Consider the following 16262-nt stretch of genomic DNA (forward strand, 5'->3'; position numbering starts at 1 on the left):
CGTGCGAGTTTCCCCGCATACGGCTCAAATCTACAAACAAAGTTCTGTCTACGACAGAACCGGCTTAGTTACAACCAGCTTACCAATGTGCACTTGCTGGTGGCAGTGCGGATGGAGCAGCACCCGGTTGGACAGAGCGTCGGTACCACCATGCATCCGATACTCCAGATGATGGTCGTGCCAGCCGGTTTCGTCCGTCAGCGCACAGCCACAATGCGCGCATAACCCGCCTTGTGACATATACAGCGTCGCCCACTGCTTTCGGTAGCGCATTTGTTCCCACATGCGCCCCTGCCGCAGGGTTTCGCCATATTGCTCCCACGTCGGATCAAAAGGATTGAACTCGCCCTTGATCCTCGTGTGCCGTTTGATAGCCATACCGCTAAGCTGGTATAGCTCATTCAGCCCCCAACTGCCGTCTTCGCGTTCTGTACGAACCGCAAACACCCAGTGCCGGGCACCGATAGAGTGAAAATACTTCTGTTTCACCCACACAGCGCTCTTTTGCGGGTGCCTCCGCTTCGACCACCGCCAGAGCTTCCGAAAAATCAGATGCTCCATGCGGCTGTACGTCTGCTTGGCCGAGACCGGACGGTGGTACTGCGCCCATCCGCGCAACATCGGGTTCAGCAGTTGGATTAGATCCCCCTGCTTTGCCGTTTTGTTGCCGCTGATCGTTTCCGCCACCTTGCGATAGAACGCTTGCGCGTTCTTCTTGCTCGGCTTGATGAGCAGTTTTCCCGAGTACTTCCGAAAATTCCACCCAAGGAAATCGAAGCCGTCGTCAATATGGGTAATCCGCGTTTTCGCCTCCGACAGTTGCAGCCCCCGAACCGCAAGGAACGCTTCCACCCAAGGTCTGACCACGCTTTCCAGTATCTCTTTCGAGTCGCCGGTAATCACGAAGTCATCCGCATATCGCACCACATTGACCTTCAACTTCTTAGCCTTGACGATCCCGAATTTCGCACCGAGGTGCGCAACCAGTTCACGCTCCAGCCCGTTCAGCGTCACATTTGCCAGCGTCGGGGAGATTATCCCTCCCTGAGGCGTACCGGCCTCAGTCGCCTGTAGCTGACCCTTGTAAATCAGGCCAGCCTTCAACCACTTCCGGAGAATCTCCCTGTCTATGGGGACATGGTTCTCCAGCCAGTCGTGGTTGATGTGGTCAAAGCAGCCTTTGATATCCGCTTCCAGTACCCATCGGGACGAATCCTTCCGGGACGTGCAAGCGCGTACCTGACCCATAGCATCAGCCGTCGAACGGTTTATCCTGAACCCATAAGAGTTCGGGTCGCTCGTCGATTCCGACACCGGCTCCAAAGCCAGCAGATAGAGGGCCTGCATCGCCCTGTCCCGCATGGTCGGGATGCCCAGAGGGCGCTCCTTTCCATTGGCTTTGGGGATAAAGACTCTCCGTAATGGCAGAGGCTTGTATCCGCGCCGCTTCAACCCACCGATGGCTTCCCATCGGCTCTCAGGCGAGTCCCACAGTTCGCGATCGACTCCCGCCGTGCGCGCACCCTGGTTCTGCGTAACACGTCGTACCGCATACAGCTTCGCGGACAACGTGCGAGTCAGCATCCGTTGCAGAGCTTTCACCCTGCGCCAGTCACGTTCCCGCGTCGCCTTCGCAATTCGAATCTGCATCCCTCTCACGTTCCGTTCAACTCGACGCCAATCGATGGCGTGCCAATTGTCCGGCGCGTGGGAAAGCGCAGACCCGGTCTTTCGACCAGATACTTTCATGCTGCTCTCCTACTTGGAAGAAGTCCCCAAGCAGAAGGCGCATCTCCCCCAGAGGGGCAGACACACCCCGCTGGGGAACAACAGACACCTAAACAGGAGCGCATGCGCCCCTATCTCGGACAAACACCTCAGTACGAACGCATGCGCTCGCACCTGACCAAGTTGCTGAGGGTAGTCAGCCGCCTTGCGACGGTAGACCAGACGGAAGTCTGCCCGCTTATCGCGTGGGGTAATGTCTCAACCCCTATCCGGACCGTTACAGCCCGGCATTCGCTTTCTCCGTCATCCCATACCTGCACAATCAACAGCGTCCCTTGCGGTTCGCCTGCCAGCCTCACTGCGCTGGCAACCATACAGGCTTACCACGTTCCCGGCATGTCACACGACCGACGTAGGTTCTGCCTATCCCCCGGTGGCTTAACAACGACGTAGCCCAAATTCTAAGTGGACTAACCAGCCACGTACCTTTTGGTTAGAGCCCGGTGTTCAAGCAGCTTTGGCTCCTCACTGGTAACGAGGTTTATCAGCAGTTCACATACGTTAACCCTATCGGCCAGCCTAGCTCCTCGACCCCTTTGCTGCTAGGAGTGTCCAGACCAATCCCTCGCGGGAACGGCCTGCCCGAAACATCCGGAGGCTACATTGTCAGAAGAGCTTCACACCCCACCGTTACCAGTGACGCATGTCTTCTTAGGCTACTGCTGGTCGTACAGCAGGTTCACTATCCTCGCCGTACAACTGACGAGGCCAAACAATGACACACCGAGCTTTCGCTCGTATCGGTTCGCGAATCCATTGCCGCTGACGGCGCAGGAATTACATACATCACTCCACCCTGTCGGCGGAGGTGAAGCCGCTGACGGGGCGGAACCTGACGGTAATCAGGTCAATGCAATGCGAGCTCTCGGAGAATGTGCTCTACCGAGACTCGTATGAACGAGACCCGGCAGACCTCTACCGGCTCTCGCTTCGCTAAAAGAGATACCCCGCTTCTGAGCAGTTGCGTCGAGGGACTCGCGCCCCTTCCCGATGCTCCGCGTGATATCTTCGCGACTGGTTAGGCTCATATAGACGCCTCCTTTGCCGCTAGTCGATGCCCCTTACGTTGGGGCTACCCGGACACGAGCGTGCGTGTCGCACTAGAATCGCCAGTTTAGAACATTCCGCGTGGGTTCGAACCCTGCCGCATGGAATCACCCCATGCGGCGGCGTCACCCGGTGCGCGTCACCCGGTGAAGCTTCGCCGCTCGCTTACCGGACCGCGCCCTCGTTCGACCCCGCAACCCAGGCCACCATGTCCTCCGCCACGCCCCCCTCCACGCAACCCGTCGGCGCGCCCACGGCGATCGCTTGCGATATCTTTTGCGCCGTGATCGACAATTTCGGCGACATCGGCGTGTGCTGGCGACTCGCGCGCCAACTGGCCAGCGAGCACGGCTGGCAGGTGCGGGTGTTCGTCGACGATCTGCACGCATTCCAGAAGCTGTGCCCATCGCTCGTGCCGGATCGGGCGCGCCAGGCGATCGGCGGCATCGTCATCGAACACTGGCATGAGCCGACCCACGCCGGCGAGACGCTGGAAGTGGCCGATGTGGTGATCGAAGCCTTCGCGTGCGAGTTGCCGCCAATCTACATCGCGGCGATGGCGCGGCGCGAGCGCAAGCCGGCGTGGATCAACCTCGAATATCTGAGCGCGGAAGACTGGGTCGCGGATTTCCATCTGCGGCCGTCGCCGCATCCACACTACCCGCTGACCAAGACCTTCTTTTTCCCGGGACTCGGCCCCGGCACCGGCGGCGTACTGAAGGAATCGCAGCTGGACGCCTCGCGAGCGGCTTTCGAGGCGTCGCAACCGGCGCGCGAGGCCTGGTGGCTGAAAACCACCGGCCGCGCGCCGCCGCCTGCTGAAGCCACCGTCGTCTCGCTGTTCGCCTACGAGAACCCCGCCGTCGACAGCCTGCTTGAACAATGGCGCGATAGCGCCGAGCCGGTGGTGTTGCTGGTACCGGAGGGCCGCATTTCGGGCGCCCTCGCGCGCTTTTTCCGTCTGCCCTCGTTCGCCGCCGGCTCGCATGCCGCGCGCGGCAGCCTGAGCGCCCACGCGCTCGCATTCACCGAGCAGCCCGGCTACGACGCGCTTCTGTGGGCGAGCGACTTCAATTTCGTTCGCGGCGAAGATTCGTTCGTACGCGCGCAATGGGCCGCGAGGCCATTTGTCTGGCACATCTACCCGCAGGCCGACGACGCCCATCTGCCGAAGCTCGACGCCGCGCTCGCCCACTATGCCCACACTTTGTCCGCCGACGCGCGGGACGCCCTCGCGCGCTTCTGGCATGCGTGGAACGGCGTCGGTCAAGCCGACTGGGCGGATTTGCAGCGGCACCGCGCTGCTTTGAAGCAACGCGCGGCCAAATGGGCAGCCGAACTGGCCCAGGTCGGCGACCTCGCCGGAAATCTGGCCTTGTTCGCAAAAAGTCAGTTAAAATAAGCGGTTATCCAACGGCCGACGACGCAAGCGCGGCCCGATTGCAGCAGTACACCCCGGCGAACCCGCATCGAACGATGCGCCATCCGTTCTCAATCAGTACATGAGTGACGGGTGAGTTGGCAGAAATGTCAAAAAAGGGGCGCATGCTGTTCATCGGCGCCACTCGTGTACACGCCCGCACAGGGTAAAAAGCAGGTAACGGATTGCAGGGGCTACAGATTTGCAGCTCCGCCGTGGGTCACCGCGGCAAGCCGGCCACGCTTCACGCATATTTCCCGGCCCAACCGCTCCCATCAGGCGTGGCGCCACTGTGCGAGAAGCGCCGAAGCCGCTTGCGCCGTATGCCGTTGAGCAAAAGTTGAAGCTACTTATTTCGTACAGGACAGTTTTATGAAGACCGCACAGGAACTCCGCACCGGTAACGTCGTAATGATCGGCAGCGACGCAATGGTCGTGCAAAAGGCCGAATACAACAAATCGGGCCGCAACTCCGCCGTCGTCAAGATGAAGTTCAAGAACCTGCTGACCGGCGCAGGCATGGAAAGCGTGTACAAGGCAGACGACAAGTTCGACGTCGTGGTGCTGGAACGCAAGGAAGTGACGTACTCGTACTTCGCTGACCCGATGTACGTGTTCATGGACGCCGACTACAACCAGTTCGAAGTCGAAGGCGAAATGATGGGCGACGCCCTCCATTACCTCGAAGACGGCATGGCTTGCGAAGTCGTGTTTTACAACGAGAAAGCCATCTCGGTCGAACTGCCGACCACGCTGGTCCGCGAAATCATCTATACGGAACCGGCTGTCAAGGGCGATACGTCGTCGGGCAAGGTGTTGAAGAACGCCAAGCTGAATACCGGCTTCGAACTGCAAGTGCCGCTTTTCTGCAGCATCGGCGACAAGATCGAAATCGACACCCGTACGCACGAGTACCGCAGCCGCGCGTAAGCGCCTGCCAGACTGATTCCCGCGCCACAGCACCGGCGGCGCGGCGAAGAAAAAAGTCGTTAAAAAAGCGCCCAAATTGGGCGCTTTTTCTTTTTTGCGCCGCCGTGTATGGTGGAGGAAATCTTTACCGGCAGGCTTCGCAAAAATGCCAGCCTGCGTGACCTGGCGCCTGACTTCCCATTCGTCAAATCATTGATAAGTTTAAGTAAATGCCTTTGGCACGGTCCATGCTTCGAGAAGGTACATGAGCCTGATGGCTTTTATTCTCATCAACTCCGGAGATGCGCCATGAATAACGACATCGCTGAAGGCAAGTGGAAGCAGATGCTCGGCAAGGCAAAAACGGCATGGGGCGAATTGACAGACGACGAATTGGCCAAGGCCGAAGGCCGCGCCGACAAGCTCGCCGGGCTGATCCAGGAGCGTTATGGCAAGACCCGCGAGCAGGCGGAACTCGAAGTCCGGCGCTTCTTCGACAGCAACCGGGATTTCTGACCGCCCGAATGAAGGAAGTACAGGCGTCCTCGCCGACCCGTTACGACGTTGTCGTCACTGCCGTTACGTTGGTCAGGCCGGACGTCCCGCTGCACCGCAAAGGACCAGAACTATATGAGTCGAACCGCCGTAGGCCGTCTGGACAATCGCGCGCCGCATTCATGCCAGCTGGCCGGCCGTTGCCGCGCCGCCCGGACACATGTTGCGCACGAGCCTCGGCGTTCGACCGACAGTATCGGCCAGCCATCGCGCTCGTGCTGCGCGCCGGAATAACGGCGCTGCGAAACGAGTATTCCATTCATCCAAGAAAATTGCGCTCGCTATGCCACACGCCCTGATTGTTGAAGACGATCCCAATAGCCTGTCCGGTCTGTCCGCCATCCTCGCCGCTGACGGTTTCTCCGTCGACACCGCGACGACGATCGCCGAGGCCCGGGCCGCGCTGACGCGTTTCATCCCCGACGTCGTGCTGGTCGACCTGAATCTGCCGGACGGCAGCGGGCTCGATCTGTTGCAGCATCTGCCCGCGCATCCGCCCGGCGGCGCATTGCCGGTGATTGTGATGACCGGCAATGCAACGGTCGAGAGCGCGATTGAAGGTTTGCGGCACGGCATCTGGGACTATCTGCTCAAGCCGGTCAATATTCCGCGCCTGCGCAGCCTGCTGGCGCGCATTCCGCGTCCGTACGAACTGACCGAAGAAGTCCAGACACTGCGTGCGTCGCTGCGTCGGCTGGGACGCTTTGGCTCGATGCTCGGCCGCGGCGGTGCGATTCAGCATGTGTACGACACGATCGAACATGTTGCGCCGACCGAAGCCGCGGTACTGATCGCCGGCGAAGCCGGCACCGGCAAGCAGATCGCGGCACGCACGCTGCACGACATGAGCCGCCGCCGTAAGGGGCCGTTCGTGACGCTCGATTGCCGGAGCGCGACAAGCCTTGCCGCGCAAGGCTCGCTCGACAGCCTGCTATTCGGCCATGAGCGCGGCGCCTTCAACGGCGCCGAGCAGCGCGAATCGGGTCTGTTCGAGCAGGCGAGCGGTGGCACCCTGTTCATCGACGAAATCGCCGAACTGCCACGGGCCCAGCAAGAGGCTCTGCTGCGCGCGCTCGATTCGCAGACCTTCATGCGGGTCGGCGGCACGCATCAGGTCGTGACCGACTTCCGGCTGATTGCCTCCACGCGCAAGATACCGCGCGCGGCAGTTGCCGACGGCAGCCTGCATGAAGACCTCGCGTTACGCCTCGAAGCCGCGGCGCTCACGCTACCGCCGCTGCGCGAACGCGGTGACGACGCGGCGCTGATCGCTCTCGCGACTGTCGACGAATTGAATCAGGAAGCCAGCACACGCGCAACGGCGGAAACGGCCAAGCAGGTGGGCCCGAACTTCCTGCGCGAATGTCTGACGTACGAATGGCCGGGCAATGTGCGCGAATTGCAGGAGCGCGTGCGGCGCGCCTATCACGCCTCGGGCGATGTGCTGGAAACGTTGCGCGCGGACGAAACGGGTTCGGTGAACGGCCGCGATCTGAACGGCAGCCGTGTGCAGGTGACAGTCGGCACACCGCTCGCCGATGTGGAAGAAATGCTGATTCGCGCGACGCTCGATGCCGTCGGCGGTACGCGCCATCGCGCGGCGTCGTTGCTGGGGATCAGTCCGAAGACGCTTTATAACAAGCTGCAACGGATGCGTTTGAACTGAGCGCGGCAGTAAAGCGAAAAACGGCGCCTTCGGGGCGCCGTTTTTTCATGCTGCTTCTGCGTGCCGAGAGATCGTTCAGGCAAACACGCTACGCAGCAACGCCTGGGCTTGCAAATACTGCGGATCCGCAACGAGCTTGCTCCACTTGAGCGCCTTGCCACGCGGCCGCATGCGCCTGATGCGTTGCCGCGACTCCTTCGACGGCGTGAAGCGCAGCGCGTCGAGCACCTTCCCCGCTTCGTCCGGTTGATTGCAGATCAGGACCATGTCGCAACCGGCTTGCAACGCCGCCGTCGCGCCTTCGGTCAACGTGCCGCCCTGGCGCGCGGCTTCCATCGAAAGATCGTCGCTGAAAATCGCGCCCTCGAAGCGCAGTTTCGTGCGCAGAATGTCCTGCAACCAGACGCGCGAAAAACCCGCAGGCTTCGAGTCAATTTGCGGATACACCACGTGAGCGGGCAGCACTGCCCCGAGCGACAAACCGAGCCAGTCATACGGCGCCACGTCGTCGCGCAGAATTTCGTCGAGCGTCCGGTCGTCGACCGGCATCGCGATGTGCGAGTCCGCGTGCGCGAAGCCGTGCCCCGGGAAATGCTTGCCGCAATTGCTCATGCCGGCCAGCGCCAGACCATGGTTGAGGCTCTTCGCCAGCAAGGCCACGACGCGCGGATCGCTATGGAACGAGCGGTCGCCGATCACCTGCGATTGCCCGTAGTTCAGATCGAGCACCGGCGTGAAGCTCAGGTCGATGCCACACGCGCGCAGTTCCGCCGCGAGGATATAGCCGACTGCGGTGGTCACCTTGGTGGCATGCAGTACGTCGCTGTCCCACAGCGCGCCGAGCTTGCCCATCGCCGGCAGCACCGTGAAGCCGTCCGTGCGGAAACGCTGCACGCGGCCGCCCTCGTGATCGACGGCAATCAGCAGATCCTCGCGGATCGCGCGGATCGAATCGGTCAGCGCGATCAGTTGCGCGCGGCTCTCGTAGTGGCGCGCGAACAGGATCACGCCGCCGGTCATGGGATGGGCGAGGCGGCGCTTGTCGTCGTCGTTCAGCGTTTTGCCGACCACGTCGAGCATCACCGGTCCGGGAGTGGTTTTCATCGAATTCCGCTAGAAGAAAGCTTTGGGCAAAGACAGACACGGCCGGCCCGCGCCGCGTTCACACTATTTTTTATTCATCAGCCGCGGGGGCGTACGGGGCGTCCGGCGTTGGCGACGCTTGAGCCACCGCCGCGCCCGAAGGTTCCACCGCCGCGGTCGCTTCCGCCGCTTCTGCTGTTTCGGCGATGACGAACGACACGGCGTAGTCGCGCTCATCGCTGATCGTGACGCGCGCCGTGATGCCGCGCGCGTCGAGCCATTCGGCCAGCTCGCCGGAAGCCACCACCATCGGTTCACCGCTCGGCTTGTTGAGCGTTTGCAACGCGCGCCAGGTCATCGGCCAGCGCATACCGAGGCCGATCGCCTTGGAAAACGCTTCTTTCGCCGAGAAACGTGTGGCGAGAAACGCGAGGCCGCGCGCCGCGGAGCGTGCCGTGCGCGCGTGATAGACACGTAGTTCGTCCGCCCCGAGCACCTTTTCGGCAAATCGGCCGTTCGTACGTGTCATCACCGCGGCCACGCGACTGACCTGAACGATGTCGGTGCCGATGCCGTAGATCGCCATCTCGGCGCCGCGGCGTTACGCGCGTGCGGCGAGACGCGCGGCGACCATGATCGCCTTCATCTCACGCACTGCGTTGTCCCAGCCGGCGAAGATCGCATGCGCGACGATCGCGTGACCGATATTCAGCTCGACGATGCCCTCGATCGCGGCAATCTGCTGGACGTTGGTGTAATGCAGGCCGTGACCGGCATTCACCTTGATGCCGAGCGTCGCACCGAATTCGACGGCGTGGACCACGCGCTCATATTCGCGCTGCTGTTCGGCGGGATCGTGCGCTTCGGCATAACGGCCCGTGTGCAGCTCGATTACCGGCGCGCCGGCCTCGTGCGCGGCGCGGATCTGCGTTTCGTCCGGATCGATGAAGAGCGACACACGCGAATTCGCTTCGGCGAGCTGCTTGCAGGCGGCGCGCACGGCTTCGAACTGACCGGCGACATCGAGGCCGCCTTCGGTGGTCAGTTCCTGACGCTTTTCCGGCACGAGGCACACGTCATGCGGCTGCACTTCGCAGGCGATATCGAGCATCTCCTGGGTGACGGCGCATTCGAGGTTCATGCGGGTTTTGAGCAGAGGCCGCAGCTTGCGCACGTCGGCGTCGACGATATGGCGACGGTCTTCGCGTAAGTGCAGCGTGATGACGTCGGCACCCGCCTCTTCAGCCTGCAATGCGGCGCGGATCGGATCGGGATAAGACGTGCCGCGCGCATTGCGCAGCGTGGCGACGTGATCGATGTTCACGCCCAGGTCAATGACAGTCGGCGACGTAAGAAAGAAGCTCATAGGTTCTGCAAGTCGATCAGGATCTGGCGCGTCGCGAGCGGCGTGCCGCCAAGGTAAGTGTTGAGCAGAAAGCGCATCAGCGTCTTGCTTTGCGCCACGGTCTGCGCTCGATGGTAATCGTCCTTTTCCATATCGAGCAAGGTCTGTCCGGCAATCACCGGCCATTGCGCGGGCAGATCGGCGGATGCTTCACGCACGCCGCGCTCCGGATCGAACACATAACGGCCGTCAGCCAGCACCGCCCGGCGCGCGATCGTGCGGTCGAGCGCCATCGCATAGCCGGTTTCGCGCAGCAGCACGCGCTCGAACGAGCGCAGCACCTGCACGGGCGGTTCGTCGTGCGCGAGACGCGTCATCGTGACCACGTAGTGATGGAACAACTGGGGATGCGGGTCTTCGCGCGCACAGAACTTGACCAGCAGTTCGTTGACGTAGAAGCCGCACAGCAGCGCGTCGCCCGCCAGCGGCAACATGCCGCCGACCCATTCGGCGCCGGTCAGCGTGCGCACTTCGGATTTGCCCGACCACGAGAGCGCCAGCGGCTGAAACGTCTGCAACACGCCGCGCAGCGCGGAGTGCGGACGCTTCGCGCCCTTCGCGACGAGCGCGAGACGGCCGTGATCGCGCGAGAGCACGTCGATGATCAGACTGGTCTCGCGGTACGGGTAACTATGCAGGACAAAGGCAGGTTGCTCCGCGATCCGGTAGTCGGAGGCGGAGGCGGAGGTGCGCGGCGCACGGCGCACCGGCATTTTGCGCGGCTCGCCTTCAGCGCCCTGGGCGCTTTTGCTGGAAGTTTTTTTAGTCGTACGAGCCGGTTTGGACGGCTCGCGTGCCGGTGCGGCCGGCTCCGGGTCGTCCGGGTCAGCGTCGGAATTCAGCGTCATCCACGCGTCATTCGTACCCATACGCGCGGAGTCCGGCTTCGTTGTCGGCCCAGCCGCTCTTCACCTTGATGAAGGTTTCCAGATAGACCGGACCGTCGAACAGCTTTTCCATGTCGAGGCGCGCCTCGGTACTGATCTGCTTCAGCTTCGCGCCCTTCTGGCCGATGATCATCGCCTTGTGCGTGTCGCGCTCCACCATGATGGTGGCGAAAATGCGGCGCAGACGTCCTTCGGTTTCGAACTTGTCGATCAGCACGGTGCTCGTGTACGGCAATTCGTCGCCGGTCCAGCGGAATACTTTTTCGCGCAGGATCTCGGCGGCGAGAAACCGCTCGCTGCGATCGGTCAGGTCGTCTTCGCCATAGATCGGCGCGCCTTCCGGCAGGAACGGCTTGACCGTCTCCATCAGACGCTTGACGTCGTCCGGGTGCTTCGCCGACAGCGGCACGATCTCGTTGAACTGACGCAGCGCACTCACCTGCTGCATGAACGGGAATAGCGAATCCTTATCCGACACGCGATCTAGCTTGTTGGCGATCAGCAGCGTAGGCACCGACGGCGGAATCAGGTCGAGCACCTTCTGATCGTCCGGACCGAAGCGGCCGGCCTCGATCACGAACAGGATCGCGTCGACCGATGTCAGCGTGGACGTGACCGCGCGATTGAGCGAACGGTTCAGCGCGCCGCTGTGCTTGGTCTGGAAACCCGGCGTGTCGACGAAAATGTATTGCGCGTCATCAAGCGTGTGAATGCCGGTGATGCGGTGGCGCGTAGTCTGCGCCTTGCGCGAAGTGATACTGACTTTCTGGCCGACCAGCGCGTTCATCAGCGTTGACTTGCCGACATTCGGGCGGCCGACGATCGCGACCATGCCGCAGCGAAAACCAGTGGGAGTGGGAGCGTTCATATTCGGGCTACGGCAGTTCAGATCGGCGCGCGGAAAACGCGCCGATGGCATCAATGGCCCGCATCGGCGACGCGTGTTTGCACCGCGTCGGCTACGCCGGGTTCGTGTTCGGTCTGTGCGGCGGCCGGCGCGCCAGGCGCGGGCACCACTGCACCTGGTGTGGTTTCGCGGGCGCGATGTTTGTCGACACCACGCACGGCGACGCCTTCAGGCTTCACGTCAGCAAGTTTGGCGTCGACTTTCTCGGCCGGCTTGTCAGCAGACTTGTTCTCGCCACTGTGGGCAACGTGCGCGGCGCGAATCACCGCCAGCGGCGCGGCTGTTGGGGCCGGTACCGGGCGTTCGGTGGCACGATCGGCTGCGGGTTCCGCCGCCGCTGCGCGCGTTTCGCCGCGCCCTGCTCCGCGCTCATGCTTGCGATCCGGGCTGCGCAAATCGAGCGCGGCCTGCACACCGGTCACGCCAGGCACGATCTCTGGCTCGGCATTCTTCGCGGCACGGGCGCCTTTGGAGCGCTTCGGTTTGGCGACCACGGCAGGCGCCGCGGCCATCACTTCGTCGAGCGCCTTCTTGGCGGCCGCCTGCTCCGCCGCGCGACGGCTGGCGCCCGACCCGGACACTTTCACGTCCAGCTTCGGCACCGTGCATTCGACTTCGAATTGCTGATTGTGCGCCGCACCATGAGTCGCGACAACCGTGTAAGTGGGCAGCGCGATCTTGTGGCCCTGCAGGTATTCCTGCAGCAGCGTCTTGGCGTCCTTGCCGAGTGTGCGCGGGTCGATATGATCGAGAATCGGCACGTAGAGCCGCTTGATCACCGTCTGGGCGGCGTCAAAGCCACCGTCGAGGAACACTGCACCCAGCACGGCCTCAAGCGTGTCAGCGAGGATCGAGGGACGCCGGAACCCGCCGCTGCGCAGTTCGCCCTCGCCCAGCCGCAGGCCCTCGGAAATATTCAGGGCCTGAGCAATTTCGTAAAGGGACTGCTGTTTGACGAGATTGGCGCGAACGCGTGACAGATCCCCTTCGTCCAGTTTCCCGAAACGTTGGAACAAAAGCGCAGCCACCGCGCAATTTAGGACGGAATCGCCAAGAAACTCGAGCCGTTCGTTATGCGTGGAACTGTGACTGCGGTGCGTTAAAGCCTGGCGCAGCAATTCCGCATTGCGAAATTCGTAGCGCAGACGGCTTTCCAACGGAGATAGGGGCATGGGCAGAGTATAACGCGGGCGCCTGCCCCGGCGAAAACGCGGGACGGCCAGCGGAAAAAGCGTGGTGAAGCGACGTTACCGCGAGTTCTTAAAGTAGCGTGATAACACGCCGCGACTGATGTGGCCTCAGTGTGGGCCACCCGCGCGGCGTGCTGTGCAATCAATGCATGCGTGCTCAGTGGAATGAGCCGATGCGTTTCAGATTGCTGAAGTTCATCCAGATGAAAAACGCGCGGCCGACAATATTCTTGTCCGGCGCGAAACCCCAGTAGCGGCTATCCGCGCTGTTGTCGCGGTTGTCGCCCATCATGAAGTAGTTGCCCGGCGGCACTTTGCAGATCACGCCGCGTGCGTTGTACGTGCAGTTATCGCGATACGGATAATCTTCAGCACCGACAATGAACGGCGGCACCGCCGGGTTGTTCAGAATCGCGTTCTTGCGGCCGTCGAGATCTTCTTCGAACTGCTTGGCGTAACCCAGACGTTCTTCGTCGAGGTAATCCGGCAGCGGCGTTTCCGGCACCGGCTTGCCGTTGATCGTCAGCTGCTTGTCCTGATAGGCGACGGTGTCGCCCGGCAGGCCGATCACGCGCTTGATGTAGTCGACCGATTCGTCTTTCGGGTAGCGGAACACCACCACGTCGCCGCGTTCAAGCGGACGGCCTTCTGTGATCTTGGTGTTGGTGATCGGCAGACGGATACCGTAGTCGAATTTATTGACGAGGATGAAGTCGCCGACCAGCAGCGTCGGCACCATCGAACCCGACGGGATCTTGAACGGCTCAACCACGAATGAGCGCACCACGAACACCACCAGAATCACCGGGAAAAAGCTCGCCGAATACTCGAGCCACCACGGTTGGCGGAGCTTGTCGTCACGCAGACGGGCCCGCGTTTGCGCCGCGTTTTCGTCGGCGAAACGCTCGCCCACGCGCGTTTGCTGGCGGTCGAACTCAGCGACCGCGGCTTCTGCCGCGCGCCGGCGTTGCGGCATGAAAACCAGTTTGTCTGCGACCCATGCGACGCCCGTCAAAATGACGAGCACAAAAAGAATCAGCGCAAAATTCATAGGGTTCCGTTGTTCGTCTTATTTGTCTTCGACACGCAGAATCGCGAGGAAAGCCTCTTGCGGAATCTCGACGGACCCGACCTGCTTCATTCGCTTCTTGCCTGCCTTTTGCTTTTCCAGCAGCTTCTTCTTACGGCTAATATCGCCGCCGTAGCATTTTGCCAGCACGTTCTTACGCAACGCTTTAATGTTCTCGCGCGCGATAATGTTCGAACCGATCGTGGCCTGAATGGCTACGTCGTACATTTGACGCGGAATCAGTTCGCGCATCTTCGCCGCCACTTCGCGGCCGCGATACTGGCTCTGTGCGCGGTGCACGATCACGGACAGTGCATCCACCTTGTCGCCGTTGATCAGCATGTCGACTTTCACGACATCTGCCGCGCGATATTCCTTGAACTCGTAATCCATCGACGCGTAACCGCGCGAGATCGACTTCAGACGATCAAAGAAATCGAGCACGACTTCGCCCATTGGGATTTCGTAGGTCAACTGCACCTGACGACCGTGGTACTGCATGTTGATCTGCGTGCCGCGCTTTTGCGTGCACAGCGTGATCACCGAGCCGACGTAGTCTTGCGGCATGTACAGATTCACGGTGACGATCGGCTCACGCACTTCTTCGATCTTCGACGGCTCCGGCATCTTGGCCGGATTCTCGACCATGATGGTCGTGCCGTCGCGCTGCAGGACTTCATACACCACGGTCGGCGCCGTGGTGATCAGGTCCATGTCGAACTCGCGCTCGAGACGTTCCTGCACGATCTCCATGTGCAGCAGACCCAGGAAGCCACAGCGGAAACCGAAACCAAGCGCCTGCGAGACTTCCGGTTCGTACATCAGCGAGGCGTCGTTCAGCTTCAGCTTTTCCAGCGAGTCGCGCAACGCATCGTACTGGTTCGCTTCGACCGGATAGAGACCGGCGAACACCTGCGGCTTCACTTCCTTGAAGCCCGGCAGCGGCTCGGCGGCCGGACGATTCACCAGCGTGACGGTGTCACCCACCTTCGCGGCAGCCAACTCCTTGATGCCGGCGATGATGAAGCCCACTTGCCCAGCAGACAGCGATTCGAGATTCTTCGACTTCGGCGTGAACACGCCGATATGCTCGACCGGGTACTGCGCGTCGGTCGCCATCATGCGGATCTTGTCTTTCGGACGCAGCGTGCCGTTGACGATACGCACCAGCATCACAACGCCGACGTAGTTGTCGAACCACGAATCGATGATCAACGCCTGCAGCGGCGCTGCCGGATCGCCCTTGGGCGGCGGCACTTTGGCGATCAGCGCCTCGAGCACGTCTTCCACGCCGAGGCCGGTCTTGGCGCTGCAACGCGTGGCGTCGGTTGCGTCGATACCGATCACGTCTTCGATTTCTTCGATGGCGTTCTCGGGATTTGCAGCCGGCAAGTCGATCTTGTTGAGCACCGGAATCACGTCGACGCCGAGTTCGATTGCCGTGTAGCAGTTGGCCACCGTCTGCGCCTCAACACCCTGACTCGCATCGACGACCAGCAGCGCGCCTTCGCATGCGGACAGCGAGCGGCTGACTTCATACGAGAAGTCGACGTGGCCCGGCGTGTCGATCATGTTCAGGTTGTAGATCTGCCCGTCACGGGCCTTGTACGTCAGTGCGGCGGTCTGTGCCTTGATGGTAATGCCGCGCTCGCGCTCGAGATCCATCGAGTCGAGCACTTGAGCTTCCATCTCGCGGTCGGACAAGCCGCCGCAAATCTGGATGATGCGATCGGCGAGCGTCGACTTGCCATGGTCGATGTGCGCAATGATCGAGAAGTTACGAATATGATCCATTCAGTACCGATCAAGCGAAAAAGGCGCGCTCGGACAATAGCGGAGCACGCCTTGTAAGTAGGTGAAAAACCTATCTATTTTAGCCGAAAAGGCTATCGCCCGGCGCATCTTGCGAGGACCGGGCGGAAAAGACGGCTCAGCAACTAACATGCATGGGACCAGAGTAAGCGCTGAAGCGCCAACTCTGGGCGACAGGAGAGGCGTGAAACGTAAGGTGAACAGCGCGTGAACAGCGCCCGGCGTTCGGGCATCTGGAGCGCGCCGAAGGTCCCTAGGGCGCCGGCGCCACACGTGCGGCGAGCGCGGTACGAACCCGCGCGGCGTCAAGGTGATAGTGACACAGCTCGACGCCGTCGCAGACCAGAACCGGAACCCATTCGTTGTAACGGGCTTCCAGCAAGGGATCGGCGTCGACGTCGATCATCTCGACTTGCGCGCCGAATTCGGCCAGCAACGGCTCGAGCGCCTCGCGCATGTCCTCGCACAGGTGGCACCACGCACGCCCATAAAGGGTGAGCGGCGGTGTGAGTGGCGCCACCATG

At 61.6% G+C, this 16262-nt stretch carries 14 protein-coding genes; 4 read left to right on the forward strand and 10 right to left on the reverse strand.

The features are described 5' to 3' along the window. Positions 1 to 48: 48 nt before the first annotated feature. Positions 49 to 1749 (reverse strand): group II intron reverse transcriptase/maturase, encoded by a 1701-nt coding sequence (gene ltrA / locus PQR27_RS15185; protein WP_408524424.1) that lies wholly within the window; start codon positions 1747 to 1749, stop codon positions 49 to 51. A gap of 1294 nt (positions 1750 to 3043) precedes the next feature. On the opposite strand from ltrA, the gene earP reads away from it, so the two are divergent. The 4 genes from earP to PQR27_RS15205 all read left to right on the forward strand — a co-directional run bounded on the left by earP (position 3044) and on the right by PQR27_RS15205 (position 7385). Continuing rightward, positions 3044 to 4237, forward strand: a complete 1194-nt coding sequence (gene earP / locus PQR27_RS15190) for an elongation factor P maturation arginine rhamnosyltransferase EarP (RefSeq protein WP_408524425.1) — start codon at positions 3044 to 3046, stop codon at positions 4235 to 4237. Between the two features lie 390 nt (positions 4238 to 4627). Then, positions 4628 to 5185 carry an elongation factor P gene (efp, locus tag PQR27_RS15195; RefSeq protein WP_408524426.1) on the forward strand — a complete coding sequence of 186 codons (558 nt, stop codon included), beginning with the start codon at positions 4628 to 4630 and terminating at the stop codon, positions 5183 to 5185. A gap of 288 nt (positions 5186 to 5473) precedes the next feature. Then, positions 5474 to 5680 (forward strand): CsbD family protein, encoded by a 207-nt coding sequence (locus PQR27_RS15200; RefSeq protein WP_408524427.1) that lies wholly within the window; start codon positions 5474 to 5476, stop codon positions 5678 to 5680. 322 nt (positions 5681 to 6002) lie between these two features. Continuing rightward, a complete protein-coding gene (locus PQR27_RS15205; RefSeq protein ID WP_408524428.1) occupies positions 6003 to 7385 on the forward strand; it encodes a sigma-54-dependent transcriptional regulator in 1383 nt (460 codons plus the stop codon). A gap of 75 nt (positions 7386 to 7460) precedes the next feature. On the opposite strand, the gene nagZ is transcribed toward PQR27_RS15205, so the two are convergent. From nagZ to PQR27_RS15250, 9 genes are all read right to left on the reverse strand, one after another. Continuing rightward, positions 7461 to 8489, reverse strand: coding sequence for a beta-N-acetylhexosaminidase (nagZ, locus tag PQR27_RS15210; protein ID WP_408524429.1), 1029 nt, complete (start codon positions 8487 to 8489; stop codon positions 7461 to 7463). A gap of 70 nt (positions 8490 to 8559) precedes the next feature. After that, positions 8560 to 9054, reverse strand: coding sequence for a holo-ACP synthase (gene acpS, locus PQR27_RS15215; RefSeq protein WP_408524430.1), 495 nt, complete (start codon positions 9052 to 9054; stop codon positions 8560 to 8562). A 15-nt stretch (positions 9055 to 9069) separates the two neighbouring features. After that, on the reverse strand, positions 9070 to 9834 hold the full coding sequence (pdxJ, locus tag PQR27_RS15220) for a pyridoxine 5'-phosphate synthase (protein ID WP_408524431.1): 765 nt from the start codon (positions 9832 to 9834) through the stop codon (positions 9070 to 9072). Next, positions 9831 to 10742, reverse strand: coding sequence for a DNA repair protein RecO (gene recO / locus PQR27_RS15225; RefSeq protein WP_408524432.1), 912 nt, complete (start codon positions 10740 to 10742; stop codon positions 9831 to 9833). Before recO ends, pdxJ begins: the two co-directional genes overlap by 4 nt. Then, positions 10729 to 11628, reverse strand: coding sequence for a GTPase Era (gene era, locus PQR27_RS15230; RefSeq protein ID WP_408524433.1), 900 nt, complete (start codon positions 11626 to 11628; stop codon positions 10729 to 10731). Before era ends, recO begins: the two co-directional genes overlap by 14 nt. A gap of 50 nt (positions 11629 to 11678) precedes the next feature. Further along, positions 11679 to 12839, reverse strand: coding sequence for a ribonuclease III (gene rnc / locus PQR27_RS15235; protein ID WP_408524434.1), 1161 nt, complete (start codon positions 12837 to 12839; stop codon positions 11679 to 11681). A gap of 175 nt (positions 12840 to 13014) precedes the next feature. Next, positions 13015 to 13908: a signal peptidase I gene (lepB, locus tag PQR27_RS15240; protein WP_408524435.1), complete on the reverse strand. Its 894-nt coding sequence runs from the start codon at positions 13906 to 13908 to the stop codon at positions 13015 to 13017. 18 nt (positions 13909 to 13926) lie between these two features. Further along, positions 13927 to 15720 (reverse strand): translation elongation factor 4, encoded by a 1794-nt coding sequence (gene lepA, locus PQR27_RS15245; RefSeq protein ID WP_408524436.1) that lies wholly within the window; start codon positions 15718 to 15720, stop codon positions 13927 to 13929. Positions 15721 to 15991: 271 nt separating this feature from the next. Further along, positions 15992 to 16261, reverse strand: coding sequence for a glutaredoxin family protein (locus PQR27_RS15250; protein ID WP_408524437.1), 270 nt, complete (start codon positions 16259 to 16261; stop codon positions 15992 to 15994). Position 16262: the final 1 nt, after the last annotated feature.

The sequence above is a fragment of the Paraburkholderia fungorum genome, assembly GCF_046027215.1.
GTDB lineage: Bacteria > Pseudomonadota > Gammaproteobacteria > Burkholderiales > Burkholderiaceae > Paraburkholderia > Paraburkholderia fungorum_D.

Bases quoted from the DNA above. Each gene is read 5' to 3' on its own strand.
- ltrA (WP_408524424.1), bottom strand. From the start codon at position 1,749: ATGAAAGTATCTGGTCGAAAGACCGGGTCTGCGCTTTCCCACGCGCCG.
- earP (WP_408524425.1), top strand. From the start codon at position 3,044: ATGTCCTCCGCCACGCCCCCCTCCACGCAACCCGTCGGCGCGCCCACG.
- efp (WP_408524426.1), top strand. From the start codon at position 4,628: ATGAAGACCGCACAGGAACTCCGCACCGGTAACGTCGTAATGATCGGC.
- PQR27_RS15200 (WP_408524427.1), top strand. From the start codon at position 5,474: ATGAATAACGACATCGCTGAAGGCAAGTGGAAGCAGATGCTCGGCAAG.
- PQR27_RS15205 (WP_408524428.1), top strand. From the start codon at position 6,003: ATGCCACACGCCCTGATTGTTGAAGACGATCCCAATAGCCTGTCCGGT.
- nagZ (WP_408524429.1), bottom strand. From the start codon at position 8,489: ATGAAAACCACTCCCGGACCGGTGATGCTCGACGTGGTCGGCAAAACG.
- acpS (WP_408524430.1), bottom strand. From the start codon at position 9,054: ATGGCGATCTACGGCATCGGCACCGACATCGTTCAGGTCAGTCGCGTG.
- pdxJ (WP_408524431.1), bottom strand. From the start codon at position 9,834: ATGAGCTTCTTTCTTACGTCGCCGACTGTCATTGACCTGGGCGTGAAC.
- recO (WP_408524432.1), bottom strand. From the start codon at position 10,742: ATGGGTACGAATGACGCGTGGATGACGCTGAATTCCGACGCTGACCCG.
- era (WP_408524433.1), bottom strand. From the start codon at position 11,628: ATGAACGCTCCCACTCCCACTGGTTTTCGCTGCGGCATGGTCGCGATC.
- rnc (WP_408524434.1), bottom strand. From the start codon at position 12,839: ATGCCCCTATCTCCGTTGGAAAGCCGTCTGCGCTACGAATTTCGCAAT.
- lepB (WP_408524435.1), bottom strand. From the start codon at position 13,908: ATGAATTTTGCGCTGATTCTTTTTGTGCTCGTCATTTTGACGGGCGTC.
- lepA (WP_408524436.1), bottom strand. From the start codon at position 15,720: ATGGATCATATTCGTAACTTCTCGATCATTGCGCACATCGACCATGGC.
- PQR27_RS15250 (WP_408524437.1), bottom strand. From the start codon at position 16,261: ATGGTGGCGCCACTCACACCGCCGCTCACCCTTTATGGGCGTGCGTGG.